The organism is Caulobacter segnis, from assembly GCF_003243465.1.
In the GTDB taxonomy this organism is placed as follows: Bacteria; Pseudomonadota; Alphaproteobacteria; order Caulobacterales; family Caulobacteraceae; genus Caulobacter; species Caulobacter segnis_A.
This window is the reverse complement of the sequence record NZ_QFQZ01000046.1, coordinates 1-24,789: the sequence shown is the minus strand read 5'-3', so window position 1 is coordinate 24,789 and position 24,789 is coordinate 1. Positions and strand designations below refer to the sequence as shown.

The following is a 24,789-nucleotide window of genomic DNA, read 5'->3' as shown; positions in this document are numbered from 1 at the left end:
GGAATCTCTAGGCTCGAAACTCACGCTTTTCCGTGTCATCCCGGCCGTAGCGCAGCGGAGAGCCGGGACCCAGGGGCCGATGCACTGCCGCTCACCCCTGGGTCCCGGCTCTACAGCCCGCTTCGCGGCCCTTCGGCCGGGATGACACGAGATTTGGAACAGCCATGACCATCGAGATCGAAGACCGCCACGCCGCCGCCGCCTTCCGCCGCCTGGTCGAGCACCTGCAGATGCGCGCCGACGCCCAGAACATCGACCTGATGGGCCTGGCCGGCTTCTGTCGCAACTGCCTGGGCGACTGGGTCAGCGAAGCCTCGGAGGGCTCGATCAGCAAGGAGGCCGCCCGCGAGGCGGTCCACGGCATGCCCGCCGCCGAGTGGAAGGCCAGGCGCCAGACGCCCGCGACGCCCGAGCAGCTGGCGCGGATGGAGGAAAGCCTGGCGCTGAACGCGAAGCTGCGGGGCGAACGCTCGTAAAGGGACGGGCCTGGAATCCCTCTCTCTTCGAGAGAGGGAGGGGCCCGCGCCGGAGGCGTGGGAGGGTGAGAGGTTACAGGCGGGCCGCAAATCCTTCACGAGTTCAAAACCTTCCGCGCTTGCTCTGTCCGGAAAGGGTGAAACCTCTCACCCTCCCATGCTGCGCATGGGCCCCTCCCTCTCTCGAAGAGAGAGGGAATTCAACGAGCGTTCGCGCGATTTCATCCACCCCCTCAAAAACCGCCTTATCCTCTTTCCACCTCGAAGCACTGGGGAGGGCGCGCGGCCAGCGACCTTCGCGGCTTCGGGGGGCGGTCGAGCGGGCGCGCTCGTCGGCGCGGGGGAAACTCCGCAACCGCGCCATCCCCGAGGTAGTCGACCCTGGAACACAGAAACGACGGTGGATGCGGGCCGAGGAGAGCGACAGGGGAGTCGAAAGGCTCCTGACCGGGACCGGGCTTCGCGGCCTGGCCCGCCCGTCGGAGGCTTCAAGGGCGAAGAGGCGCCAATAGCGTCGCGACGTCACGCTTCCGGAGAACGATCGCGCGGGGCGTCTAGGCTTCGTCGAAACGGTATTTTTCCTTCTGCTCCGGGCGTCGCCCCGGCGCCCCGCCTCCCTCCCCCGTCCCTCCGGCGCGCCGCGTCGGAGCGCCTTCGCACGCCCCTGGAGGAGTCGATGTCCCGCAAGAAGAAGAGCCCCACGCCCCGTCCCGTCGCGCCCGATTGCGAATGGCCGCCAGCCCGCATCGCGGCGCTGCGCCGCGCGGTCTTCAAGACGCTGCGCAAGTTCCGAAATTCGGCGGAGTACCGTCGAATGCTGGAAAAAGAAAAAGCCCTCGGCCTTGCGACCGAGGGCTCAATCCTGTCCGCGGACGGAGGGACTTAGCGGATGACCCGCGCGCCCTTGCCCTTCATCACGGCCTCGACCTCGGCGGCCTTCACCATCGAGGTGTCGCCCGGGGTGGTCATGGCCAGCGCGCCGTGAGCCGCGCCGTACTCGACGGCGGCCTGCGGGCCCTTGCCTTCCATGAAGCCGTAGGCCAGGCCCGAGGCGAAGCCGTCGCCGCCGCCGACGCGGTCGTAGATTTCCAGGTTCTCGCGCATCATCGAGGCGTAGAACTGGCCGCCGGCGTACAGGATCGCCGACCAGTCGTTGACCGAGGCGGTCTTGGCGTTGCGCAGCGTGGTCGCGGCGACCTTGAAGTTCGGGAACTCCTTCACGGCCGTCTCGATCATCTTCTTGAAGTTGGCCGGGTCGATCGAGCTGATGTGCTCGTCCAGGCCTTCCACTTCGAAGCCGAGGCAGGCGGTGAAGTCTTCCTCGTTGCCGATCATCACGTCGACGTACTTGGCGATGTGGCGGTTGACCTTCTGGGCGCCTTCCTTGCCGCCCTGCGACTTCCACAGCGAGGCGCGGTAGTTCAGGTCGTAGGAGACGATCGTGCCGTACTTGCGGGCCACTTCAACGGCCTCGATCACGGCTTCGGCGGTGTTGCTGGCCAGGGCCGCGAAAATGCCGCCGGTGTGGAACCAGCGCACGCCTTCCTCGCCGAACAGCTTTTCCCAGTTCACTTCACCGGGGCGGATCTGCGAGGCGGCCGAGTGGCCACGGTCCGAGCAGCCCAGGGCCGGACGGACGCCGAAGCCCTTTTCGGTGAAGTTCAGGCCGACGCGGGTGTTGCGGCCCAGGCCGTCGAAGTCGCGCCAGATGACGTGGGACTGGTCGACGCCGCCCTGCATCATCAGGTCCTCGACCAGCCAGCCCAGGTCGTTGTTCGGCAGGGCCGTGACGACGGTCGAGCGCTTGCCCCAGCACTTCCGGAACGCGCGGGCGACGTTGTACTCGCCGCCGCCTTCCCAGACGTTGAACTGGCGGGCGTTGCGCACCCGGCCGAAGCCCGGGTCGAAGCGCAGCATCACTTCGCCGAAGCTGGCGCAGTCCCACTTGGTTTCCGAAGCCGGGCGGATATTCAGGATGTTGTCGGTCATTTGGTCTTAGGCCTTCCCACGAACCTTCTTGATCAGATCGACGGTCTCGCGGACCTTCTTGGAGATGCCCGCGTAGTCCTTGGCGTCCAGCAGCTCTTGCGTGATCAGCTTGGAGCCCATGCCGGCGGCGACGATGCCCGCGCCGAACCACTTCTTCACCGAGGCCTCGTCCGGATCGACGCCGCCCGTCGGCATGATGCGGGTCCAGGGCATCGGGCCCAGCACCGCCTTGACGAAGTCGGGGCCGCCGACCGACGAGCCCGGGAAAACCTTGACGATCTCGCAGCCCAGTTCCTCGGCATACGAGATTTCCGAGGCCGAGCCGCAGCCCGGCGAGTACGGGATCTTGCGGCGGTTGCAGACCTTGGCGACGTCGGCGTTCAGGATCGGGCCGACGACGAACTTGGCGCCGTTGGCGATGTAGATGCCGGCGGTCGGGGCGTCGACGATCGAGCCCACGCCCATGATCACGCGCGGATCGGCCTTATCGAAGTAGCGGGTGACTTCGTAGAAGACGTGGCTGGCGAAATCGCCGCGGTTGGTGAACTCGATGCAGGGCGCGCCGCCGTCGGCGCAGGCCTGGATCACGTTCTTACAGACCTCGACGTCGGGGTGGTAGAACACCGGGATCACGCCCTGGTCCATCAGGGCGGTCAGCACCGCCATACGGTCTTTCACCATCTCAAACTCCTTCCCGAAGGCTCGTTCTTGCGCGGGCCGCCGGAAAGACGTCCGCGTGAGCAAAATTTCGCCGATGCCGGCTCAGGGCGTTCCCTTAGACCGCGTTGCGGACAGGCGCCACAACTGGCTTGCCGCAACGTCAAACTAAAGGCTGGAATGAGGGGCCGAGCCACCGGGCTCGCTCGATCCGTCCGGCGGCCTGCCGACCGCATGGACATCTCACGTCCTCGTTTCCTCCCCAACACCTTCGCACCGTCTCCCCTCGCCCCCTCCGAGCGCAAAAGTGAGGGCGCCGGTATGACCCGACGCCCCGGAGTTTGCGCAGGAGCGAGCTCAAAGAGCCGCAAACGAGACGAACCGACCAAGACGCCGGGCCGAAACGTTGATGACACCGGTGTCACTCCGATAGAGGCAAGTGGCCTGACCACTTCGCCACCGGTGTCATGCGCAGATAAACAGAAAGCGGCGAGCAGCGCAAGCGGGGTCGACGCAGGATTTGAGGCGCGGCAAGCGATTGATAATGAAAGACTTTGCAGGAATGAAAGAACGACTTTTAACGCCCCAAACTCCCCGGCGAATGCCGGGGCCCAGATTGATCCGGAATGTCTGGGGATGACGCGCCTTATGGCCTCGCCTTCCCGCCTCGTCAGTGGGCTCGACCTGGATCCCGGCATTCGCCGGGGAGGTCGGATGATGAAGCTCACCCCGTGTTGCGAAGTCCCGCGGCGATACCTGCGACCGTCAGCTGGATCGCCAGGCGCAGCTCCTCGTTCTGGTCCCCCGCCCGGCGGCGCGACAGCAGCTCCAGCTGCAGGTGGTTCAGCGGATCGACGACGCGGCCCGCCAGCGCCACGGACTCGGCGAGGTCGGGCTGGTTGTCGAGCAGGCGCTCGCCGCCCCGGATCGCCAGGGCCAGTTCGGTCGCGCGCTCGTGCTCGCGCCGGATGGTCGCGAAGATCCGCTCGGCGTTGGCCCTGTCCGGCGACAGTTCGACATAGCGCGAGGCGATCGGCATATGGCTCTGGGCCAGGGCCAGCTCCATGTTCGACAGCAGCGAGGCGAAGAAGTCGAAGTTTCCGGCCAGGTCGCGCAGCTGCTCGACCGACAGGCCCGCCCGGTCGACGCCGGCGGCGAAGCCGTACCAGCCCGGCAGCATGAACCGCGACTGCGACCAGCTGAACACCCACGGGATGGCCCGCAGGTCCTCGATCTTGCGGCTGGCGGTGCGGCTGGCCGGGCGGCTGCCGATATTGAGGCCGACGATCTCGCTGATCGGGGTGACCGACCAGAAGAAGTCCTCGAAGGCCGGATCGTCATACACCAGGGCGCGGAAGCCGTGGAACGAGGCGTCGGCCAGGGCGGTCATCGCCGCGTCGATCTTAGGATCGGGCTTCAGCACCGGCCGCTCGCTGGACATCAGCACGGCGGCGGCGAGGCCGTCCAGGTTGCGGCGGGCCGTGGGCTGGTCGCCGAAGCGGCGGGCGATCATTTCGCCCTGCTCGGTCATGCGGATGCGGCCCTGGACGGTGCCGGCCGGCTGGGCCAGCACGGCCTCGGCGGCCGGTCCCCCGCCCCGCCCGACGCTGCCGCCGCGGCCGTGGAACAGCTGCAAACCGACGCCCATCCGGTCGGCCTCGTACGCCAGGGCCGAAGCCCCGACCGCGACGCCGCGCCGGCTGGCGACATAGCCGCCGTCCTTGTTGCTGTCGGAGTAGCCGAGCATGATCTCCTGCACCGGCCGGTCGCCCAGGATCGAGCGGGCCAGCGGCAGCTCCAGCCACTGGCGCAGGACCGCCGGGCCGTTCTCGAGGTCGCCGATGGTCTCGAACAGCGGCGCGACCTTGACCGAGGCGCGCGGCGCGGCCCCGCCCCAGACCAGACCGACCTGCTTGAGCAGGACGAGCGGCTCGAGGATGTCCGACAGGGTCGCCGACTTCGAGATGATGTACGCGCCGAGGCACCCATGGCCGTAGTCGCGAACCGCCTGGGCGGCGGCGCCCATGGTCGCCAGCTCCTTGGTCGTCTCCTCGCTGTAGGCGGTGAACGGCGAGACCAGGGGCCGCTGGTGCGACAGCTCCTCGATCAGCAGCTTGCAGCGCGCCTCCTCGGACAGCTTCAGGTACTCGACGCCCGAACCGGCGCGCTCGTACAGCTCATGGATCGTGCGCTCGTGGACGTCGGCGTTCTGGCGCAGGTCCAGGCTCATCAGGTGGAATCCGCAGGCCTTGGCGACCTCGACCAGGGTGCGCAGGGACCGGCCGACCAGGCGCTCGCCGCCGTTGCGCTCCAGGCTGTCGATGATCACCGACAGGTCGGCGATGAAGGCGTTCGGATGGCCGTAGGGCTCGACGCTGGTCACGCCGGCGGCGAAGGCCACCGGTGCGCCGGTCAGCTTCTGCGAGACGGCGTTCAGCCGGTCGAAGATCAGCTCCAGCGCCAGGCGGTAGGGCTCGTCCAGGCGGTGGACCGACGGATCGCTGGTCTGGGCGGCCAGGGCCAGCAGCTCCTCGGACACCGGCGTATAGGCCGTCGAGATCGCCAGGTTCGACCACAGCTTGCGGACCTCGGCGGCGTACCAGTCGAGGATGACGCGGGACTGGCTGGCGAAGGCCAGCTTCAGGGTCTCGCCGTTGACGCCGGGGTGGCCGTCGCGGTCACCGCCCAGCCACGAGCCCATCTTCAGCAGCGGCGCCAGATGGCCGTGCTGTCCGATCTTGCCGGTCCAGTCGGCGTAGAGGTCGATGATCGCCGGCAGGATCGAGGTGCGGACGATCGACAGGGCGTTGCGGATCTCGTCCTTCACGGTGATCCGCTCGGGCCGGTAGAGGCGCGTGCGCCACATCAGGGCGATCTCGCGGAACAGGCTCTCGCGGATCTCGGCGTCGAGGTCCGGCGGCAGGTGATGGCGGCGCAGGGCCATCAGCCGCGAGATCTCGGTCTCCCGATCGACCATGCTGCGGCGACGCACTTCGGTCGGGTGCGCGGTCAGAACGGGCACGACGTTCATCGCCGCGAAGGTCTTGGCCAGCGCCTCGTCGGTCTTGCCCTGGCTCTTCAGCAGCTTGACGGCGTCGACCAGGGTCCGGGGGCGCTCGTCCCCCGGCTGGGCGTCGGCCTCGGCATGGCGGCGGCGACCGGCGACGTCCTCGCCGATATTGGCCAGCAGCGACTGGCTGGCGAAGGCGCGGGCCAGGAACACGGCCTCGTCGGTCGAGAGGTCCGAGAACAGGCGGTCCAGCACCGGCGCGTCGCCGTTGGCCACATCCTCGTGCGAGGCGACCCGGCGCGCCCGGGCCACCAGGGCCGCAGCCTCCTCGCCTTCCAGATAGGCGATCGCCTCGACCAGCAGATCGCTCAGCAGGGTGGCGTTCTTGCGGACGTGTTGGCTGGTCGGACGATCGACGTCGATCGACAGCGGGTTGCGCATGCGCGGACTCCCAGGACCCCGGACGGTGGGATCCTCTGCGGACAGGGGGTTCGAGGGCGCGTCGCGGCGGGGAGGCCTGACGCAAGGGCGCCCTCTAGCCTTGTTCACCAGGCGAGAAAACCCGCCCCGCACAATGGTTGCGCTACCATCGACCGATTGCGTGTTTTTGTTTCGTCAGCGGGCCAGCCACCCGCCATCCACGGGCAGAGTAATCCCCTGGACGTAGTCCGAGGCCGACGACGCCAGGAACACGGCGGCGCCGCCGATGTCCTCGGGCCGGCCCCAGCGACCGGCCGGAATACGCGCCAGGATGGCGGCGTTGCGGTCCTGGTCGGCGCGCAGGGCCTCGGTGTTATTCGTGTCGAAATAGCCCGGCGCGATGGCGTTGACGTTGATCCCCTTGGTCGCCCACTCGTTGGCGAGAATCTTGGTGAGGCCAGCCAGGCCCGACTTCGCCGCCGTATACGACGGCACGCGGATGCCGCCCTGGAACGACAGGAGGCTGGCGATGTTGATCACCTTGCCGCCGCCTTGCTTCAGCGCCTGCTTGGCGAAGGCCTGGGTCAGGAAGAAGACGACCTTGAGGTTGGTGTCCATCACAGCGTCCCAGTCGGCTTCCGAGAACTCGATCGAGTCCGCGCGACGGATGATGCCGGCGTTATTGACCAGGATATCGACCTTGCCGAAGGCGGCGACGGTCTCGTCGACGACGCGCTGCACCGGCTCGATCGAGCCGAAGTCGGCCTTGATCGACAGAAACTTGCGGCCCAGGGCTTCGACGGCCTTTTGGGTTTCGGTCGGTTCGCTGCGGCCCGCCGCGGCGATGTCCGCGCCGGCGGCGGCCAGGGCGATGGCGATCCCCTGCCCGATCCCGGTGTTGGCGCCGGTGACGAGCGCGACCTTGCCTTCGAGGCTGAACGGATTGGCCATTGTCAGTTCCTGTCCAAAAGGAGTGTCATCCCGGACGACCTAAAAGGTCGATCCGGGACCCAGGGGCCAGCGGCAAGGCGGCCGCCCCTGGGTCCCGGCTCTACGCTGCGCTCCGGCCGGGATGACACGGGAGCGCGGTGGGCCACGCCCCTACTTCAGCTGGCAGATGTCCAGCACGTTCATGTCGGTGTAGTCGAGGTTCTCGCCGCCCATCGCCCAGATGAAGGTGTAGTTGGCGGTGCCCGAGCCCATGTGGATCGACCACGGCGGGCTCATCACGGCTTCCTCGTTGGCGATGACGATGTGACGCATCTCGTCCGGCTCGCCCATGTAGTGGAAGACCCGGTCGTTCTCGCCCAGGCCGAAGTAGAAATAGGCTTCCGAGCGGCGGTCGTGCAGGTGGGGCGGCATGGTGTTCCAGACGCTGCCCGGCTTCAGCACGGTCATGCCCAGCAGCAGCTGGGCGGACTTGCAGGTGGTCGGCACGATGTACTGGTAGATCGTGCGCTCGTTGGAGGTCTCCAGCGCGCCGCGCTCCAGCGGGATGGCGTCGGCGAAGGCCAGCTTCTTGGTCTCGAACGCGGCGTGGGCCGGCAGGCTGACCAGGTAGAAGCGCGCGGCGCCGTCGACACCCTCGAAGGTGACGTCCTTGGCGCCCATGGTGACGTACAGGCCGTCACGCGGCACGATCTCGTAGACGACGCCGTCGACGGTGACCTTGCCGGTGGTCTCGCCAACGTTGATCAGGCCCAGTTCGCGACGCTCCAGGAACGGGTGACCGGCGGCCGAGGCGGGCTCGGTCTGGTCGGGCAGCTTGATCGGGCTGGTGGCCACGACGCCGCCGACGACGAAGCGTTCGGCGTGGTTGTAGGTCAGGACGATCTGGCCGTCCTGGAACAGCCCCTGCATCAGGTAACGGTCGCGCAGGTCGTCGTTGCTGACCGCGAACATCATGTCCGGATGGGTGGCGTGATAGGTCTTGGCGAACATCGGGAAGTCTCCGGAAAGGGCGTTCTATTCGGCGGCGGCGCGCAGCGCGGCGGGACGAGCCCAGTCCGGACGCTGATCGAGCTTGTAGGCCTTCTTAGGCAGGTTGTACGTCAGATCGACGATCAGCTCCTCGGCCTCGACCAGGTCCATGCGGTGCTCGGCGACCATGCGGGCCAGGAAGGCGCTGTCGACGCGCCGGGCCACGTCGTGGCGGGCCGGGATCGACAGGAAAGCGCGGGTGTCGTCGTTGAAGCCGACGGTGTTGTAGAAGCCCGCCGTCTCGGTGACCTGCTCGCGGAAGCGCATCATGCCTTCCGGGCTGTCGTGGAACCACCAGGACGGACCCAGCTTCAGCACCGGATAGTGCCCGGCCAGCGGGGCCAGCTCGCGGCTGTAGGTCGTCTCGTCCAGGGTGAACAGGATGATCGACAGGCGCGGGTCGTTGCCCAGGCGGGTCAGCAGCGGCTTCAGCGCATCGACGTACTCGGTGCGCATCGGGATGTCCGCGCCCTTGTCGCGGCCGTGAGATTTCAGCAGGCCGACATTGTGGTTGCGATGCGAACCCGGGTGGATCTGCATGACCAGGCCGTCGTCCAGGCTCATCTTGGCCATCTCGGTCAGCATCTGAGCGCGGAACAGCTCGGCCTTCGCGGGCGTCACATTGCCCTTCACCAGATCGGCGAACAGCGCCTCGGCCTCTGCGTCGCTAAGGTCGGCCGTGGCGGCGGTTGGGTGGCCGTGGTCGGACGAGGTCGCGCCCGCCTCGATGAAGGCCTGGCGGCGCAGGCGGTGCGCTTCGAGATAGGACTTCCAGCTATAGACGTCCTGGCCGGACACTTCGGCGAAGCGTTCAAAGGCGCGCGGACTGCGCTCGTCCTCGAAGTCGATGACCGCGTCGGGACGATAGGCGGTGATGACGTGGCCGCCCCACCCGCTCTCGCGGATCGCCTTGTGATGATCGAGGCTCTCGTGCGGGCCTTCGGTGGTCGCCAGGGTCTCGATGTTGAAGCGGTCGAACAGGGCGCGCGGGCGATAGGCGTCGGTGGCCAGCGCCTCGGTGATCCGGTCGTAATAGGCGTCCGAGTTCGAGGCGTCGAGGAACTCGGTGAAGCCGAAGACCTTGCTGAACACGTGGTTCAGCCACACCCACGACGGCGTGCCGCGGAACAGGTGGAAGTGGCTGGCGAAGACGCGCCAGGCTTCACGCGGGTCGGTGTCGGGCACACCGGCCTTGGAGCGCACCTTCAGGGCGTCGAGCTGGATCCCCTGACTGTAGAGCATCCGGAACAGGTAGTGATCCGGCGCCAGCAGCAGGTCGGTGGCGTCCTGGAACGGCGCGTTGGTCGCGAACCAGCTTGGATCGGTGTGGCCGTGCGGGCTGATGATCGGCAGGTCCTTGACGAGGCCGTACAGGCCTCGGGCGTAGGACCGGGTGGTCGCATCGGCTGGAAACAGCCGGTCATCATGGAAATTCAGAGGCCTGGGCATGGCTTAACGTCTGCTCCCTGTCCGACCGGCGACTTCGCGATGAGCCGCTTCGGCTCGCTTGGTAACCGGTGTCATGCTCCTATGCAAGCCGAACACGGCTCGCCGTCCCTATGCGGGAGCGGGGCCGGACGACTCGCGGACCACCAGGCTGGGCTCGGTGGTCGTCAGGTCGCGGGGCTCGGCGCGCTCGACGCCAATCAGCTTTTCAGCCGCCATCCGGCCGATCTCCCGGGTGGGCGTGCGCACCGTGGTCAGCGGCGGCCAGACTGCCTGGGCGATCTGGAAGTCGTCGAAGCCGACCACCGTCACATCCAGCGGCACCGACAGACCCGCCTTGCGGGCCGACTGCAGCACGCCGGCCGCCATTTCGTCGTTACCGCAGAAGATCGCGGTCGGCCGCGGGCTGCGCGCCAGAAGGGCGTCGCCGCAAGCCATGCCGGACTCGAAGGTGTAGCCGCCCTGGATGATATCCTCGGGCGCAAGCTTCAGGCCGGCCTTGGCCAGGGCGTCCTCGAAGCCCCCTCGCCGCTCGTGGGACGAGCGGAAGGTGGCGGGACCGGAAATGAACGCGATCCTGCGGTGCCCCAAGGCGAGGATGTGCTCGGCCGCCTGGGCGCCGCCCAACCGGTCATGGCCGACAATCATGTGCTCGGGCTTGTCAAGTTCGACCGAGGCGATCCGGATGTAGGCGCAGCCGATCTCGTTGAGCAGCTTGGCCACCCGATCGTCCTCCGACACCGAAGGCGGCAGCACGACGCCGAACAGCTTCTGGCGCTCCACGAAGGCTCGGATGTCGGACAAGAAGGTCGGGCTGGACCGATCGCAAGGGTGAACGACCAGCTCGAAGCCCGAGCCGCGCAGACCGTCCAGCAGGCCCAGCTGCATGTTGACGACGTACTGCGGGTTGGGGTTGTCGTAGATCATGCCGATCAGGAACGACCGCCGGAACGCCAGGCCCCGCGCCTGGGGATCGGGCGCGTAGCCCCACTCGGCGATCACCGCCTCAATTCGCTCGCGGGTCTCGTCGCGGACGAAGGGCGACTGGTTGATGACCCGCGATACGGTCTTCTTCGAAACCCCGGCGAGACGGGCGATGTCGTTGATCGTCGCTCGGCGGCGCCCTCCTTCGACACCCGTCTCACTCTCTTCCGAATTCGAGAAAGGCGTATTCGAAGCGGTCACGGCGTTTCCAGCGGGTTTGTTCGTTTTCTTTTGTCATACTCTAGCGAGACGTTGATCGCCACCTGGGACAAAACGTACGCTTGCTGCGATGCTGACACCGGTTACCATGTCATTGAACTCTTCTTTTGGCGATCCCCGCCCCGAGCGCGACAGCTTATGACCACCGACTTGCTCCAGCCGCAGCGCGAATCGATTCATCCGGTCGATCCGCGTGACCATGTCGCCACCGCCCTGAGAGACATCGTCCGCGGCGAGACGCTGGACCTCCATGGTCAGGCGATCGTCGCCCAAACCGACATTCCCAAGGGGCACAAGATCGCCATTCGCGCCGCCCAGGCCGGCGCGGATGTGCTGAAGTATGGCTGGCCGATCGGACGCGCGCTCACGGATATTGCGGTAGGGGATCACGTCCACGTCCATAACGTGACCACCAGACTGGAGGGGGTCGAGGACTTCGTCTGGGCCCCCGCGGCGCCCGAGCCCCGCGAGGACGCAGCCGGGCGCACTTTCCAGGGCTATCGGCGCAAAAACGGCCGCGCCGGAACGCGCAATGAAATCTGGGTGCTGTGCACCGTCGGCTGCGTCGCCAACACGGCCCGCCGCATCGCCGAGAAGGCCAACCAGCGTTTCGCGGGCCGCGTCGACGGCGTCTTTGCCTTCCCCCATCCGTTCGGCTGCTCGCAGCTGGGCGACGACCTGACCCACACCCGCAAGCTGATCGCGGCCCTGGCCAGCCATCCCAATGCGGGCGGCGTCCTGCTGCTGGGCCTAGGTTGCGAGAACAACCAGCTGAAGGCGCTGCTGGAAAGCGCGCCGGAGATCGACCGCGAACGCCTGAAGAGCTTCACCACCCAGATGGTCGAGGACGAGTTGGAGGACGGCCTCGCCGCCGTCGAGGCCCTGGTCGAGATCGCCGCGCATGACCGCCGCGAGCCGATTCCCGTGTCCGAACTGGTCGTTGGCCTCAAGTGCGGCGGCTCGGACGGCTTCTCCGGCGTCACGGCCAACCCACTGGTCGGCCGCATCGCCGACAAGGTGGCCGACGCTGGCGGGACACCGGTGCTGACGGAAATCCCGGAGGTCTTCGGCGCCGAGGGCGTGCTGCTGGCGCGAGCCGCCAGCCGCGAGGTTTTCGACCAGGCCGTCTGCGTGATCGACGACTTCAAGCGCTACTTCATCGACAACAACCAGCCGATCTACGAGAACCCCTCGCCCGGCAACATCGCCGGCGGCATCACCACGCTGGAAGAGAAATCCCTGGGCGCGGTGCAGAAGGGCGGCCGCGCGCCGTTGGTCGAGGTGCTGCGCTATGGCGAACGCGTGGGTCCGCGTGGCCTGACCCTGCTGGAGGCGCCTGGCAATGACGCGGTCTCCTCCACCGCCCTGACCGCCGCCGGTGCTACCGTGATCCTGTTCACGACAGGACGGGGCACGCCGCTCGGCTTCCCCGCCCCCACCCTGAAGATCGCCTCGAACTCGGGCCTCGCCCAGCGCAAGCCCGGCTGGATCGACTTCGACGCCGGCCAGGTGCTGGCGGGCGTCTCGATGGACGACGCCGCCAACGCGCTCATGGATCTCGTGGTCGACACCGCCTCCGGCAAGCCAACCAAGGCAGAGCTCAACGGCGAGCGTGAGATCGCCATCTGGAAATCCGGCGTGACCCTCTAGAATTGGTCAAGCCAATTGTCAGCGAAGCCGGACTACAGCATGTAGGCGGCCTGAACCTTCCTCCGATCCCTAGGCGCTTTCCTTGACGGCTTCCCCAGAGACCTCCTCCGCCCTGCGTCTGAGCGCGACCAGCTATCCGGGCGCGATCCCGGGCGTCGCCCTGCCCGCGTATGACCGTGACAAGATCCAGATCGGCGTCGTCCACTTTGGCCCCGGCGCCTTCCACCGGGCTCACCAGGCGTTCTATTTCGACCAGCTGCTGGCGACCGATCCCCGTTGGGGAGTCTGCGCCGTCTCGCTGAAGAGCCCAGGCGTCCGCGACGCCCTCCAGCCGCAGGACGGCCTCTACACGCTGGCCCAACTGGACGCCGAGACGACGTTCCGCGTCATCGGTTCGATCCGGGAGGTGCTGGTCGCGCCGGAAGATCCGCCGTCGGTCTTCGCGCGCTTGGCGGCGCCCACGACCCGGATGGTCACCCTGACCGTGACCGAGAAGGGCTACACCCTGTCGGCCGAGGGCGGTCTCGACGAGAGCCACCCTGATATCGTCCACGACCTGGCCAACCCACGCGAACCGAAGAGCGCCGTGGGCTATATCGTCGAAGGCCTGCGCCGTCGCCACGCGGCGGGCCTCGCCCCCTACGCCGTGGTCGCCTGCGACAACCTCGCCGACAACGGCTGGCGCCTGAAGGCGGCCGTGGTGGCGTTCGCCGCCAAGCTGGACGCCGACCTCGCCGCCTGGATCGAGCGCGAAGGCAGCTTCCCGCGGACGATGGTCGACAGCATCACGCCGGCGACCGACGACGCGCTTCGCGCTCGCGTGCTGACCGCGACGGGCCTGGAAGACGCTTGGCCGATCCAACGCGAAGCCTTCACCCAGTGGGTGGTCGAGGACATGCTGCCGGCCGATGCGCCGGACCTCGCCAGCGTCGGGGTCATCCTGACCGACGACGTGCGCGGCTTCGAACGGGCCAAGCTGCGCCTGCTCAACGGCGTGCATTCGACTCTCGCCTATGTCGGGATCCTGCGCGGCCACGAGACCGTCTTCGAGGCCGTCAGCGATCCGGCTCTCGAAGCCCTGGCCCGCGACATGATGGCCAAGGACATCATCCCGACCCTGACCGCGCCGCGCGGCCTGGACCTCACGGCGTACGCCGAGGCGATCCTGGCCCGCTTCCGCAATCCCGAAATCCGCCACTACCTGTCGCAGATCGCCTGGGACGGCTCGCAGAAGCTGCCGTTCCGCATTCTCGGCACCCTGACCGAGACGCTGGACGCGGGCCGCTCGATCGAGCGCCTGGCGATCCCCCTGGCCGCCTGGATGCGGTTCGTCTCCCTGCGCGCCAAGGCCGGCGAGGCGATCACCGATCCTCTGGCCGAAACGCTGACGGCGCTCGGCGTCGCCGCGACCGGCGAGGCCAAGGCTGACGTGGCGGCCTTCCTGGCGCTGGAGACGGTCTTCCCCGCGGCCCTGGCGAACAACGCGACCTTCGTCGCCGCGCTGCAAAAGGCCTACGCCGACCTCGGCTAGCGGGTCACGCCCTTGGCGGTCAGCACCGGCACGACGGTGCTGACCAGGATCTTCAGGTCAAAGAAAAACGACCTGCGACGCAGGTACTCGACGTCCAGCGCCACCTTGTCGGGAATGGCCAGTTCGTCGCGGCCGTTAATCTGCGCCCAACCGGTGACGCCGGGTCGCAGCACGTCGACCCCGGCGTCCTTGCGCGCGGCGATCAGGTCGTCCTGATTGAACAGCGCGGGACGCGGGCCCACCAGGCTCATATGCCCGACCAGCACGCTCCACAGCTGCGGCAGCTCGTCCAGGCTCAGTCTGCGCATCAGCGGCCCGACCGGCGTCAGCCAGCGATCTGGGTCGTCGAGCAGATGAGTCGCGACTTCGGGCGTGTCGATCCGCATGGTGCGGAACTTCGGCATCGAAAATAGCGACGAGCCCTTCCCTACCCGCTGCGACCAATAGAGCCCCGGGCCGGGCGAGGTGAACCGCACGAGCAGCCAAAGCGCCAGCAGAGGCGCGGCCAGCAGGACCAAGCCGACGGCCGCCGCGATCAGGTCGAAGGCGCGCTTCAAGTCCTGATTCCGGGACTAGCCCAGATCGCCGCTGGCGGCGTCGAGCAGCAGGTACGCGCGGCCGGCGTCCGACGAGAGCAGCGCGGCCATCAGGAAGCCCTCGCGATCCTGCCCGGCCGCCTCATCCACCATGCCCGCATAACGCTTGATGAAGCGCTCGGCGTTGCCCTTCAGCGTGGCGTCCGAGAACAGGCGGCGGACCAGGCGACGGATGGCGGCCGGCGCGAGGCGCTTGACCACCTCGCGAGCGCCGGCGGCGTCGCCGGTCTGTAGCGCCGCGGCGATCTCGTCGATTCTCGGCCGCGGCAGGAGCGCGTGCGGGTCGATGCCCATGGCGGTGATTTCGGCGGCCAGCTTCTCGCCCAGCGCCGCGTCGCCTGGCGAGCTGGTCTCGATGCCGGACAGCAGGTTGCGCCAGCTCCAACCGTTTTGCCGCTCGCCCTCGGCCGGAGGCGGCGCGGCCTTGCGGCTGCTCGCCTGCTCGAACACCGACCGGAACTCTTCGTCGGTCGCGGTCGGCGTGAGGCGAAGACGGCGGCGGTCACCGGGCGGCTCTGGCTCGTCGTCGAACTCGGCCATCGGCAGCGGCTGAGGCTGAGAGGGCTTCGGGGCGGCGGGCGGCGGCGTGGCGGCCGCGCCGCGTCCCTTGGCGGCCGACGACGACGCCGCCCGCGCGGCGACCGTCGAGACGCCCGCCGCGGTCACCGCGCCAGCGGCCTCGCTGAGCATTTCATAGTTACGGCGCACGCGCTCCTGGAAGGCCTGATCGATAGCGGCGGTCTCGTCGGCGGTGCGGCGAACCGCATTCATCAGCTGCTCGACGCCCTGCTCGATCGACATCCGGACCTCGGCGGCCTTGACCAGCGCTTCGGAAGGCAGTTCGGCCGTGCGCTTGCCGATCTCCGACAGCATCGCCTCCAGCTCGTCCAGCGTCGCGCGCGCGGCCTGCACCGAGTCCGCCAGCTTCTGCGAGGTGCGCGCTCCGGCCTGTTCGACCATCTGCGCGGAGTGCTCGATGATGTCCCGCGCCTCCTCCATCCGCGCCTCGAAGACGGCGTCCGCCTTCTGGCCCGCGGCGAACGCGATCTCGTTCAGTTGGTCGACCCGGCTGCGAGCGGCCTCGACGCGCGCCTCGACGCCCTCGGCCGCCTTCAACGCCGCTTCGGCCATCGCCTCCATCGCCGCCTTCAGCTCTTCCTCGAGCAAGGTGCGCTGGTTCTCGGCGACGTCGCCGATCATGTCGAGCGTCTTCCGGGACTCCTCGGCCAGGGCGTCCTGGCGCGCCTTGGCGCCGTCGGCCATCTCGCGGAACTGGTCGGCGGCCGAACTGATCAGGCCGCGCAGGATCTCCGCCCCCATGGCGGCCTGGTCGGACAGCTCCGTGGCCCCGACGCGGGTGTAGGCCACGAACTCGGTGAGCTGGGCGGTGCGCGTCTCGGCCTCGGCGGCGAAGTCCTCCTGCTCGGAGCGCAGCGCCTGGCTGACTTCCAGCAGGGCGGCGCGCTGGGCGGCGAGGCTTTTCTCGATCGCGACGACCTGATCGCCGACGCTGTGGCCGGCCGTCTCGAGCCGCGCGACCTGCCGCGATAGATCGTCCGCGCCGACGCGGGCGGCGTCGGAAGCCTCGGCCGCAGCCGCCGCCAGATCAGCGGCGCGGGCGGCCAGCGCCGCTTCCGCCTCGCGCAGTTGGGTCTCGGCCAGGTCCGACGCCTCGGCGACCATCCGCGCCTGGCTGCCGATCGCGTCGACCACTGCGGTCGAGCGCGCGTCGAGCGACTGGGACAGGGTCTCCATCGCCGTGCGCTCATGGCTGAGGCCCTGGGCGAGCTGGCTGGCCATGCGCGCCGATTCGGCCGCCGCCTCGGCCAGTCGCGCAGTCTCTTCCGCCAGCGCCTCACGCAGCGAGACGATGTGCTCGCGGGCGCGCTGCGCGGCGGCGGCCGCGTCGTCGACGCCCTGGCGCATGGCGTCCGCGGCGCTGGACGCGCCCACGGCCGCGAGGGCCGCGGGCGTCACGATGCGGTCGGTCATGGTGCGGGTTCGGCGAAGCTCGTCGGAGATCCGCGTCGCCTGCCGCAACAGATAGGCGCCCAGCAGGGTCATCAGCGCCGGACCGATGGCCAGGCTGGCGAAGACGCTGAAGGCGAAGCCTTCGACCTGGAAGGCCGGCACGCCCCGGGCGTAGCCGAACGCGAACGCGATCGGGGCCAGCGCCCACAAAGCGGCGATCGCCGAGGCGAGCGTCCAGAACAGCGCGCCCGACATGCGGCGCGGCGCCGCCTCATCGTCCAGCGCCACCGGGGACGGCGGCGGCCGAAGGTCTAGAGCGGGATTGCGACTCTCCGCCGTCACGGGGGCGGCGCGTTCAGAGTCGACGATTGGCGCCAGCGGCTGGGCGCCCGCCAGCGATTGAGCGACCTTGAGCTCAGGTTCGACGAAGCTCTTGGGCGGCGCGGGCTCCGCCTCCCGACGGCGGCGCGAGCGAACCGTGGTCGGCGGCGGGACGTCCAAGTCATCGCGCAGGGTCAGCGGCTCGGCGGTCGGCGGCACCTGCGCCTCGCTGTCAGAAAACGACGTCGATTCCCCAAGGGTGGGCGTGACCTCGCCATCGTCGGAAGGAGCCGTCGGCGTCGCGGAGAAATCGAACGGTTGTCGCTTCTTAGGCTTCATACACAGCCGGTGTCCCAGGGCGTTGGCGGGGGGCGCTGAGACAGCCTTCGCGCGCCGGCCCCTCCTTCGCGTGTCGGATGAACCTAACGGTGAAAAGCCTTGACGAAAAGCGACTTTGGTTGGGTTCGCCCCGGTGCGACGCCGGATCGCGGGCTAGACGCGCCTGGATCCGACCTGAGGCGGCGCGGCCGCCGGCGATTGCGGCTTCGCGGCCTCGGCGCGCGGAGACCGGGCGACGGTCTTCCCGGCGTGCGCGCGATCGGCCTTGTGGCCGCGTGTCTCCGTCGCCACGCCAAACTGGCACAGCGCAAAGGAGGACAGCCACACGACCGCCACCGCCAAGATTTCCGCTAAGAAGGCCATAGCCCGCCCCACGAACCGATAGCAACGTTATGCGAGACTCTCCCCTAAAACGCGAGTGAAAGTTTGGTCATGAACGCCAAGGCTTCTCGCATGCGGCGCCAAGGCAACTGACAGCGTCTCCAGATTTCCACCGGTTGCGGGATGCGCCCGCCGGGAATAGGTCGCACCCTAGGTTCGGAGCCCTTCTCGACCACGAGAAGCCCGGACATCTTTCGCTTCGCGGACCCTCGCCTTGGCCCTTACCGAATTCACCCCAGCAGCGCCGCCAGCGGACCTGATGACAACGCCTCAGATTTCGCCGGCCCGCCTGACGCACCTCCAGCGGCTTGAGGCCGAAAGCATTCATATCCTGCGCGAGGTCGCCTCGGAGTGCGAGCGCCCGGTCATGCTGTACTCGATCGGCAAGGACAGCGCGGTGATGCTGCACCTGGCCGCCAAGGCCTTCTTTCCCAGCAAGCCGCCCTTCCCGCTGTTGCACGTCGATACGACCTGGAAGTTCCGGGACATGTACGCCCTGCGCGACCGCATCTCCTCGGAATTCGGCTTCGACCTGATCGTCCACAAGAACCCCGAAGCGGAGGCGCGGGGCGTCAACCCGTTCGACCATGGCAGCGCGCTTCACACCGACCTTTGGAAGACCGATGGCCTCAAGCAGGCCCTGACCAAGTACGGCTTCGACGCGGCCTTCGGCGGGGCCCGCCGCGACGAGGAAAAGAGCCGCGCCAAGGAGCGTGTCTTCTCGTTCCGGACCGCCGAGCACCGCTGGGATCCGAAAAACCAGAGGCCCGAACTCTGGAACCTCTACAACACCCGCAAGCATCCCGGTGAAAGCCTGCGCGTGTTCCCGATCTCCAATTGGACCGAGTTGGACGTCTGGCAGTACATCCATCTTGAGAACATCCCGATCGTGCCGCTGTATTTCGCGGCCGAGCGGCCGGTGGTCGAGCGCGACGGCGCGCTGATCATGGTCGATGACGAGCGCTTCCGCCTGCGCGACGGCGAAGTTCCGCAGATGAAGAGCGTCCGCTTCCGCACCCTCGGCTGCTACCCGCTGACCGGCGCGGTCGAGAGCACGGCGTCCACCCTCCCCCAGGTCATCCAGGAAATGCTGCTGACCACCACCAGCGAGCGCCAGGGCCGGGTCATCGACCATGACCAGTCCGCCTCGATGGAGAAGAAGAAGCAGGAAGGGTATTTCTAGATGGCCCACCAGTCCGCCCTGATCGCCGAGGACATCGAAGCCTATCTGCACCAGCACCAGCACAAGTCGCTGCTGCGCTTCATCACCTGCGGCAGCGTCGATGACGGCAAGTCCACCCTGATCGGCCGCCTGCTGTACGATAGCAAGATGATCTTCGAGGACCAGTTGGCCGCCCTCGAAGCCGACAGCAAGAAGGTCGGCACGCAAGGCGGGGCGATCGATTTCGCCCTGCTGGTCGACGGCCTGGCCGCCGAGCGCGAGCAAGGCATCACCATCGACGTCGCCTACCGCTTCTTCTCGACCGAGAAGCGCAAGTTCATCGTCGCCGACACGCCCGGCCACGAGCAGTACACCCGTAACATGGTCACCGGCGCCTCGACCGCCGACGCGGCCGTGATCCTGATCGACGCCCGCAAGGGCGTGCTGACCCAGACGCGCCGGCACAGCTATCTCGTCTCCCTGCTCGGCATTCGAAACGTCGTGCTGGCGGTGAACAAGATGGACCTGGTCGGCTGGGACCGGGCGGTGTTCGACAAGATCGTCGCCGACTACCGCGCCTTCGCCGAGCAGATCGGCCTCGCCGCCTTCACGCCGATCCCGATCTCGGGCCTCGGCGGCGACAACATGGCCGCTCGCAGCGAAGCCACGCCGTGGTTCGACGGCCCGATCCTGATGGACTGGCTTGAGAGCGTCGAGGTCGAGGATGACCTCCAGGCCAAGCCTTTCCGCATGCCGGTCCAGTGGGTCAATCGGCCGAACCTCGACTTCCGGGGCTTCTCGGGCCTGATCGCCTCGGGGACCATCAAGCCGGGCGACCGCATCCGCGCGCTGCCGTCGGGCCGCGAGAGCCGCGTGGCCCGCATTGTCACCCTGCCCGGGGATCTCGACCGCGCCGCGGCTGGCCAGTCGGTGACGCTGACTCTGGAAGACGAGATCGACATCTCGCGCGGCGACGTGATCGCCGCCGCCGACGCGCCCGCGCCGGTCGCCAACCAGTTCGAGGCGACGCTCGTCTGGATGGACGACGAGCCCCTGCCCCCGGGCCGCGCCTACCTGCTGAAGCTGGGCGCGCGCACGGTCGGCGCCAGCGTCACCGAGATCAAGCACCGCGTGAACGTCAACACGCTGGAGCACACGGCCGCCAAGCGGCTGGAGCTGAACGAGATCGGGATTTGCAACCTCTCGCTCGACCAGGCCATCCCGTTCGAGCCCTACGCCGACAACCGCCAGCTGGGCGGCTTCATCCTGGTCGACCGCCTCTCCAACCGCACGGTCGGCGCGGGGATGATCAACTTCGCCCTGCGGCGGGCCGACAACATTCACTGGCAGCACACCGACGTCAGCAAGGCCTCGCGCGCCGCGCTGAAGGCCCAGCGCGGCCAGGTGGTCTGGCTGACGGGCCTGTCGGGCGCGGGCAAGTCGACGATCGCCAACCTGGTCGAAAAGCGCCTGCACGCCCTGGGCCGCCACACGTATCTGCTGGACGGCGACAACGTCCGCCATGGCCTGAACAAGGACCTCGGCTTCACCGAGGAAGACCGCGTCGAGAACATCCGCCGGGTGGCCGAGGTCGCCAAGCTGATGGTCGACGCCGGCCTGATCGTGCTGACGGCGTTCATCTCGCCGTTCCGGGCCGAGCGCCAGCTGGCGCGCGACATCCTGGAGCCCGGCGAATTCATCGAGGTCTTCGTCGACACGCCCCTGGCCGTGGCCGAGGCGCGGGACGTCAAGGGTCTCTACAAGAAGGCCCGCTCGGGCCAGCTGAAGAACTTCACCGGCGTCGACAGTCCCTACGAGGCGCCGGAAAATCCCGAGCTGCGGATCGACACCACCGCGATCGATCCCGTCGAGGCGGCGGAGCGGATCGTGGCGTGGCTCGAGGGCCAAGAGATCGACTACACGATCTGATGCGCCGAGCATGGTCGCCGAACGTCGAGGACGATTTCGGCGACCAGGCTCGCGGCTCAAAATCGTAGCCGGTCGTGAGACAGGCTCCGCGAATGGCGGGCCAGGACGATCGCGCCGACCAGCCCCAGCCCCGCCATGCCGGCGGTCGCCAGATAGCCGAACGGTCCCAGCGCGTCGAACAGCGGCCCGGCGGCCAGGGTCGCGATCCCGAGGGTGAAGCCCGACGACAGCGCCGAATTGATCGCCTGGGCCGGCGAGGCCGCGGCGGGCGGCGCCAGCTTCTCGATCAGGCGCAGCGACGCCAGGAACGAGGCGGCGAAGGTCAGGGCGTGCAGCGCCTGCAGCGGGAATAGCGCCCAGAGCGGCGGCTCGAAGGCGTAGGCCGTCCAGCGGATCACCGCCGCCAGGGCGCCCAGGATCAGGAACCGCTCGGGGCCCCAGCGACGGCGCAAGGGCTCGAGAAAGAACATGAAGCCGACCTCGGCCGCGACGCCCACGCCCCACAGCACCCCGATCATCGGCTCGGGGATGCCCTGCTTGCGCCAGAGGATGGCCGAAAAGCCGTAGTAGAAGGCGTGCGCGCCCTGGATCAGGCCGGCGGTGACCACCGCCAGCACGAAGGTGCGGTTGCGCATCAGGTCGCCCAGGCCCTTCCAGCGCTCAGCCTTGCCCGGCTTGGCCCCCTCGGCGTGGACGTGTTCCGGCGGCACCAGCCAGGCGGCCGCGAGGGCTCCAAGGAAGCAGGCGGCGACGATCCACGCGGCGATCACGGTCGGGGCGGCGAAGGTCAGGATCACGCCCATCAGCAGGTTCGCCGCGATGAAGGCGCTGGAGCCCGTGCCGCGCGCCAGCCCATAGTTGAAGCCTTCGATCCGCGCCCGCCTCAGGGTGATGACGTCGATCAGCGGCGAGACGGTCGACATCAGGGTCTGTCCGACGAACCAGGCCAGGATCAGCCAGAACAGGCTCTTGCCGACCAGCAGCCCCGCATAGCCGAGACCCGCCCCGATCAGCAGCAGCACCATCGGCGTGCGCCGTAGTTTGAACCCGTCGGCCCAGACCGCCAGGGTCGCGCCGGTGAAGGGTTTGAGCAGCAGCGGCACGGCCAGGATCAGGCCGATCGCCCCGCCGCTCATGCCGCGATCACGCAGGAAGGTGCCGGCGTACGGCAGGCTGACGCCCGAGACCAGGAACAGCGAGGCGTAGAACAGGCAAAGCCGGACGAGGGTCGGGAGACCCCTCCCCTCGGCCTGATTGTCCGCCCCCGCGGTCACCCTATTCCGCGCCGCCGAAGCGCGCCGTCCATTCGGCGATCTGGTCGTCGTCGATCTTCTTGAAGAGGACGTCCGGAACCGTGATCGCCTGGCCGACCGTCAGCTTGGAAAGCTCGGCGGCGGCGTCGTTCGACGGCCAGGCCGACGGGAAGTCCAGACCGAACGCCTCGCTGATCTTCTCGGCCGCGAACGGGATGAACGGCGCGGAGATCTTGGCGTACAGGGCCGCCAGGTTGAGCGCCGTGCGGACGATGACGGCGGCGCGGTCGCGATCGGTCTTGATCGCGGTCCACGGCGCGGCCTCCTGCAGGTACTCGTTGCCGACCACCCAAAGGGCCCGCAGCGCCTGGGCGCTCTTGCGGATCTCGATGGCGTCCATCTGCTCGGAAAGGTCGGCGAGACGCGCGGACACGTCCGCGAACAGCTTCTCCTCCAGCGGGCCCGGCTGGCCGCCTTCAGGCACGACGCCGTCGAACTTGCTCTCGGTGAACTTCAGGATGCGGTTGACGAAGTTGCCCAGCACGTCGGCCAGGTCGCGGTTCACGGCGCTGGCGAACTGCTCCCAGGTGAAGGCGGTGTCGCTGCCTTCCGGCGAGTTCGCGGTCAGGTACCAGCGCCACAGGTCGGGCGGCAGGATGTCCAGGGCCGCGTCCATGAAGACGCCGCGCTTGTTGCTGGTCGAGAACTTGCCGCCGTACCAGTTCAGCCAGTTGAAGGCCTTGAGCATGTCGACGCTCTTCCACGGCTCTTCCGAGCCGAGGATGGTCGCCGGGAAGCTGACCGTGTGGAACGCCACGTTGTCCTTGCCCATGAACTGGACGTAGCGGACGTCATCGGCGCCCTCGTCGGTGCGCCACCAGCGCTTCCAGTCGCGGTCTGGCGAGGCTTCCGCCCACTCCTGGGTCGCGGCGATGTACTCGATCGGGGCGTCGAACCAGACGTAGAAGACCTTGTCCTCGAAGCCGGGACGCGGGATCCCGTCCTTGGCCACCGGGATGCCCCAGGCGAGGTCGCGGGTGATGCCGCGGTCGATCAGCCCCTCGTCCAGGTGCTTGTAGGCGATCGAACGCGCCAGTTGCGGCCAGTCGGCGTGGCTGTCGACCCAGGCGCGGATCTTGTCCTGCATCTTGGTCTGCAGCAGGTAGAGGTGCTTGGTGTCGCGCACCTCGATGTTCCGCGAGCCCGATATCACCGAGTACGGATTGATCAGGTCGGTCGGGTCCAGGAGGTTGCCGCAGTTGTCGCACTGGTCGCCGCGCGCCTTTTCGAAGCCGCAGTGCGGGCAGGTGCCCTCGACGTAACGGTCGGGCAGGAAGCGCTTGTCGTCGACCGAATAGACCATCTGGTCGACCCGCTCCTCGATCAGGCCGTGGTCTTCCAGGGCCTGGCAGAAGTGCTGGGTCAGGCGGTGGTTCTGCGGCGAGGACGAGCGGCCGAACCAGTCCCACGAAAGACCAAAGGCGCGGCCCACGTCGTGCTGCAGCACGTGCTGCTCGGCGCAGTAGGTGGCCACGTCCTGGTTGGCGGCGGCGGCCGCCAGTTCGGCCGGGGTCCCATGCTCGTCGGTGGCGCAGATGTAGAGCGTCTCGTGGCCGCGGGCCCGCTGGAAGCGCGCATAGACATCGGCCGGCAGCATCGACCCGGCCAGATTCCCCAGGTGCTTGATGCCGTTGATGTACGGCAGGGCCGAGGTGATCAGGATGCGAGCCATGCGGGCGCGGCCTTTCGGGCAAGTCGGACGAAGCAAAGAAGCGTCCGCATATAGAAGGACCGGCCATGAAACGAAAGCTTTCGCCCGTTGACCGAACATCGTTATCGGGCACAGCCTTGGTCACGGGGGCCGAGCAAGGTCCGCTTTCGGGGGAAAGCCCATGAAATCCGTGAATTGGATCGGCCTTCTGGCCGCGCTCGTCGCCGGGCAGATCTTCGGCGTCGTCTGGTACGGAAATCTGTTCAGCGCCGTATGGGCCAAGGCCATGGGCCTGACCGAGGCTGATTTCGTCGGCCAGGAATGGCGGATGGCCCTGGGCGTCGTGAACATGCTGCTGATCCTGCTGGCGCTGGACTTGGCCATGCGGCGGCTGGGGACCCGCGGCTGGCTGGCCGGCGCCAGGCTGGGGCTGTTCGTCGGCCTGTTCTTCGGCGCGACCGTCTCGGCCCTGAACTACATCTACGCGGCTGGCCCTCTCGTGCTGCTGCTGATCGACGGCGGCTATCAAGTGGTGTCCTACGCGTTGCTTGGCGCCTTGCTGAGCGGCTTGAGACGCGCGCCGAAGACCGAGTGAACACGACTTCGCCGCTTCACGCGGCTTGCCGCTGAAGGTCATGGGGAGGCGACGGAGCGGCCGGGCGAACCCGGTGACCGTAGGGTTTGATTGCGTTTCGGCTCGTCGACCGCTCCGCCAGGCTGTTGTTTCCATGAGGACGGCGGGCGTGAGCGTTATCTGCTCGGGC

At 68.0% G+C, this 24,789-nt stretch carries 18 protein-coding genes and 3 pseudogenes; 8 read left to right on the top strand and 13 right to left on the bottom strand.

Annotated elements, in window-relative coordinates; genetic code table 11:
- Nucleotides 1-33: 33 nt before the first annotated feature.
- From DI526_RS14465 to DI526_RS14455, 3 genes and pseudogenes are all read left to right on the top strand, one after another.
- Nucleotides 34-168 (top strand): annotated as a pseudogene (locus DI526_RS14465) (hypothetical protein); the annotation flags it as partial.
- Nucleotides 165-476 (top strand): DUF1244 domain-containing protein, encoded by a 312-nt coding sequence (locus DI526_RS14460; protein WP_304279265.1) that lies wholly within the window; start codon nt 165-167, stop codon nt 474-476. The pseudogene DI526_RS14465 and the gene DI526_RS14460, both read left to right, overlap by 4 nt.
- A gap of 676 nt (nt 477-1,152) precedes the next feature.
- Nucleotides 1,153-1,362, top strand: a complete 210-nt coding sequence (locus DI526_RS14455; RefSeq protein WP_304279261.1) for a hypothetical protein — start codon at nt 1,153-1,155, stop codon at nt 1,360-1,362.
- On the opposite strand, the gene DI526_RS14450 is transcribed toward DI526_RS14455, so the two are convergent.
- From DI526_RS14450 to DI526_RS14410, 9 genes and pseudogenes are all read right to left on the bottom strand, one after another.
- On the bottom strand, nt 1,359-2,465 hold the full coding sequence (locus DI526_RS14450; protein WP_013078702.1) for a sugar kinase: 1,107 nt from the start codon (nt 2,463-2,465) through the stop codon (nt 1,359-1,361). The genes DI526_RS14455 and DI526_RS14450 overlap by 4 nt on opposite strands.
- 6 nt (nt 2,466-2,471) lie before the next feature.
- Complete coding sequence (locus DI526_RS14445) at nt 2,472-3,146, bottom strand: bifunctional 4-hydroxy-2-oxoglutarate aldolase/2-dehydro-3-deoxy-phosphogluconate aldolase (protein ID WP_013078701.1); 675 nt, start codon at nt 3,144-3,146, stop codon at nt 2,472-2,474.
- A 625-nt stretch (nt 3,147-3,771) separates the two neighbouring features.
- Nucleotides 3,772-3,838 (bottom strand): annotated as a pseudogene (locus DI526_RS14440) (hypothetical protein); the annotation flags it as partial.
- A gap of 8 nt (nt 3,839-3,846) precedes the next feature.
- Complete coding sequence (gene ppc / locus DI526_RS14435) at nt 3,847-6,573, bottom strand: phosphoenolpyruvate carboxylase (protein WP_304279253.1); 2,727 nt, start codon at nt 6,571-6,573, stop codon at nt 3,847-3,849.
- A gap of 174 nt (nt 6,574-6,747) precedes the next feature.
- Nucleotides 6,748-7,503, bottom strand: coding sequence for a 2-dehydro-3-deoxy-D-gluconate 5-dehydrogenase KduD (kduD, locus tag DI526_RS14430; RefSeq protein ID WP_304279250.1), 756 nt, complete (start codon nt 7,501-7,503; stop codon nt 6,748-6,750).
- A gap of 39 nt (nt 7,504-7,542) precedes the next feature.
- Nucleotides 7,543-7,669 (bottom strand): annotated as a pseudogene (locus DI526_RS14425) (hypothetical protein).
- Nucleotides 7,654-8,493: a 5-dehydro-4-deoxy-D-glucuronate isomerase gene (gene kduI / locus DI526_RS14420; RefSeq protein WP_062099878.1), complete on the bottom strand. Its 840-nt coding sequence runs from the start codon at nt 8,491-8,493 to the stop codon at nt 7,654-7,656. Before kduI ends, DI526_RS14425 begins: the two are co-directional and overlap by 16 nt.
- Before the next feature lie 24 nt (nt 8,494-8,517).
- Entirely contained in the window at nt 8,518-9,981 is a 1,464-nt protein-coding gene (gene uxaC, locus DI526_RS14415) for a glucuronate isomerase (protein WP_304279244.1), read from the bottom strand.
- Between the two features lie 108 nt (nt 9,982-10,089).
- Nucleotides 10,090-11,163, bottom strand: a complete 1,074-nt coding sequence (locus DI526_RS14410; RefSeq protein WP_304279242.1) for a LacI family DNA-binding transcriptional regulator — start codon at nt 11,161-11,163, stop codon at nt 10,090-10,092.
- Nucleotides 11,164-11,319: 156 nt separating this feature from the next.
- On the opposite strand from DI526_RS14410, the gene DI526_RS14405 reads away from it, so the two are divergent.
- Nucleotides 11,320-12,831 carry a UxaA family hydrolase gene (locus DI526_RS14405; protein ID WP_304279240.1) on the top strand — a complete coding sequence of 504 codons (1,512 nt, stop codon included), beginning with the start codon at nt 11,320-11,322 and terminating at the stop codon, nt 12,829-12,831.
- A gap of 82 nt (nt 12,832-12,913) precedes the next feature.
- A complete protein-coding gene (locus DI526_RS14400) occupies nt 12,914-14,362 on the top strand; it encodes a mannitol dehydrogenase family protein (RefSeq protein ID WP_304279238.1) in 1,449 nt (482 codons plus the stop codon).
- On the opposite strand, the gene DI526_RS14395 is transcribed toward DI526_RS14400, so the two are convergent.
- The gene (locus DI526_RS14395) at nt 14,359-14,919 is read right to left on the bottom strand and encodes a sugar transferase (RefSeq protein WP_304279235.1); all 561 of its coding nucleotides are present in this window, start codon (nt 14,917-14,919) and stop codon (nt 14,359-14,361) included. The two genes, DI526_RS14400 and DI526_RS14395, sit on opposite strands and share 4 nt — an antisense overlap.
- A gap of 15 nt (nt 14,920-14,934) precedes the next feature.
- Complete coding sequence (locus DI526_RS14390; protein ID WP_304279232.1) at nt 14,935-17,589, bottom strand: polar localization protein TipN; 2,655 nt, start codon at nt 17,587-17,589, stop codon at nt 14,935-14,937.
- A 595-nt stretch (nt 17,590-18,184) separates the two neighbouring features.
- Here DI526_RS14390 and cysD point away from each other — a divergent pair.
- Both cysD and cysN read left to right on the top strand, forming a co-directional pair.
- Nucleotides 18,185-19,153, top strand: coding sequence for a sulfate adenylyltransferase subunit CysD (gene cysD, locus DI526_RS14385; protein ID WP_304279230.1), 969 nt, complete (start codon nt 18,185-18,187; stop codon nt 19,151-19,153).
- Entirely contained in the window at nt 19,154-21,061 is a 1,908-nt protein-coding gene (gene cysN, locus DI526_RS14380) for a sulfate adenylyltransferase subunit CysN (RefSeq protein ID WP_304279228.1), read from the top strand.
- Between the two features lie 56 nt (nt 21,062-21,117).
- Here cysN and DI526_RS14375 read toward each other — a convergent pair whose 3' ends face one another.
- Both DI526_RS14375 and metG read right to left on the bottom strand, forming a co-directional pair.
- Nucleotides 21,118-22,335: an MFS transporter gene (locus DI526_RS14375; protein ID WP_304279226.1), complete on the bottom strand. Its 1,218-nt coding sequence runs from the start codon at nt 22,333-22,335 to the stop codon at nt 21,118-21,120.
- Nucleotide 22,336: 1 nt separating this feature from the next.
- Nucleotides 22,337-24,046: a methionine--tRNA ligase gene (gene metG, locus DI526_RS14370; protein WP_304279224.1), complete on the bottom strand. Its 1,710-nt coding sequence runs from the start codon at nt 24,044-24,046 to the stop codon at nt 22,337-22,339.
- A 160-nt stretch (nt 24,047-24,206) separates the two neighbouring features.
- On the opposite strand from metG, the gene DI526_RS14365 reads away from it, so the two are divergent.
- A complete protein-coding gene (locus DI526_RS14365; protein WP_304279222.1) occupies nt 24,207-24,620 on the top strand; it encodes a DUF1761 domain-containing protein in 414 nt (137 codons plus the stop codon).
- The last annotated feature ends 169 nt before the right edge of the window (nt 24,621-24,789 follow it).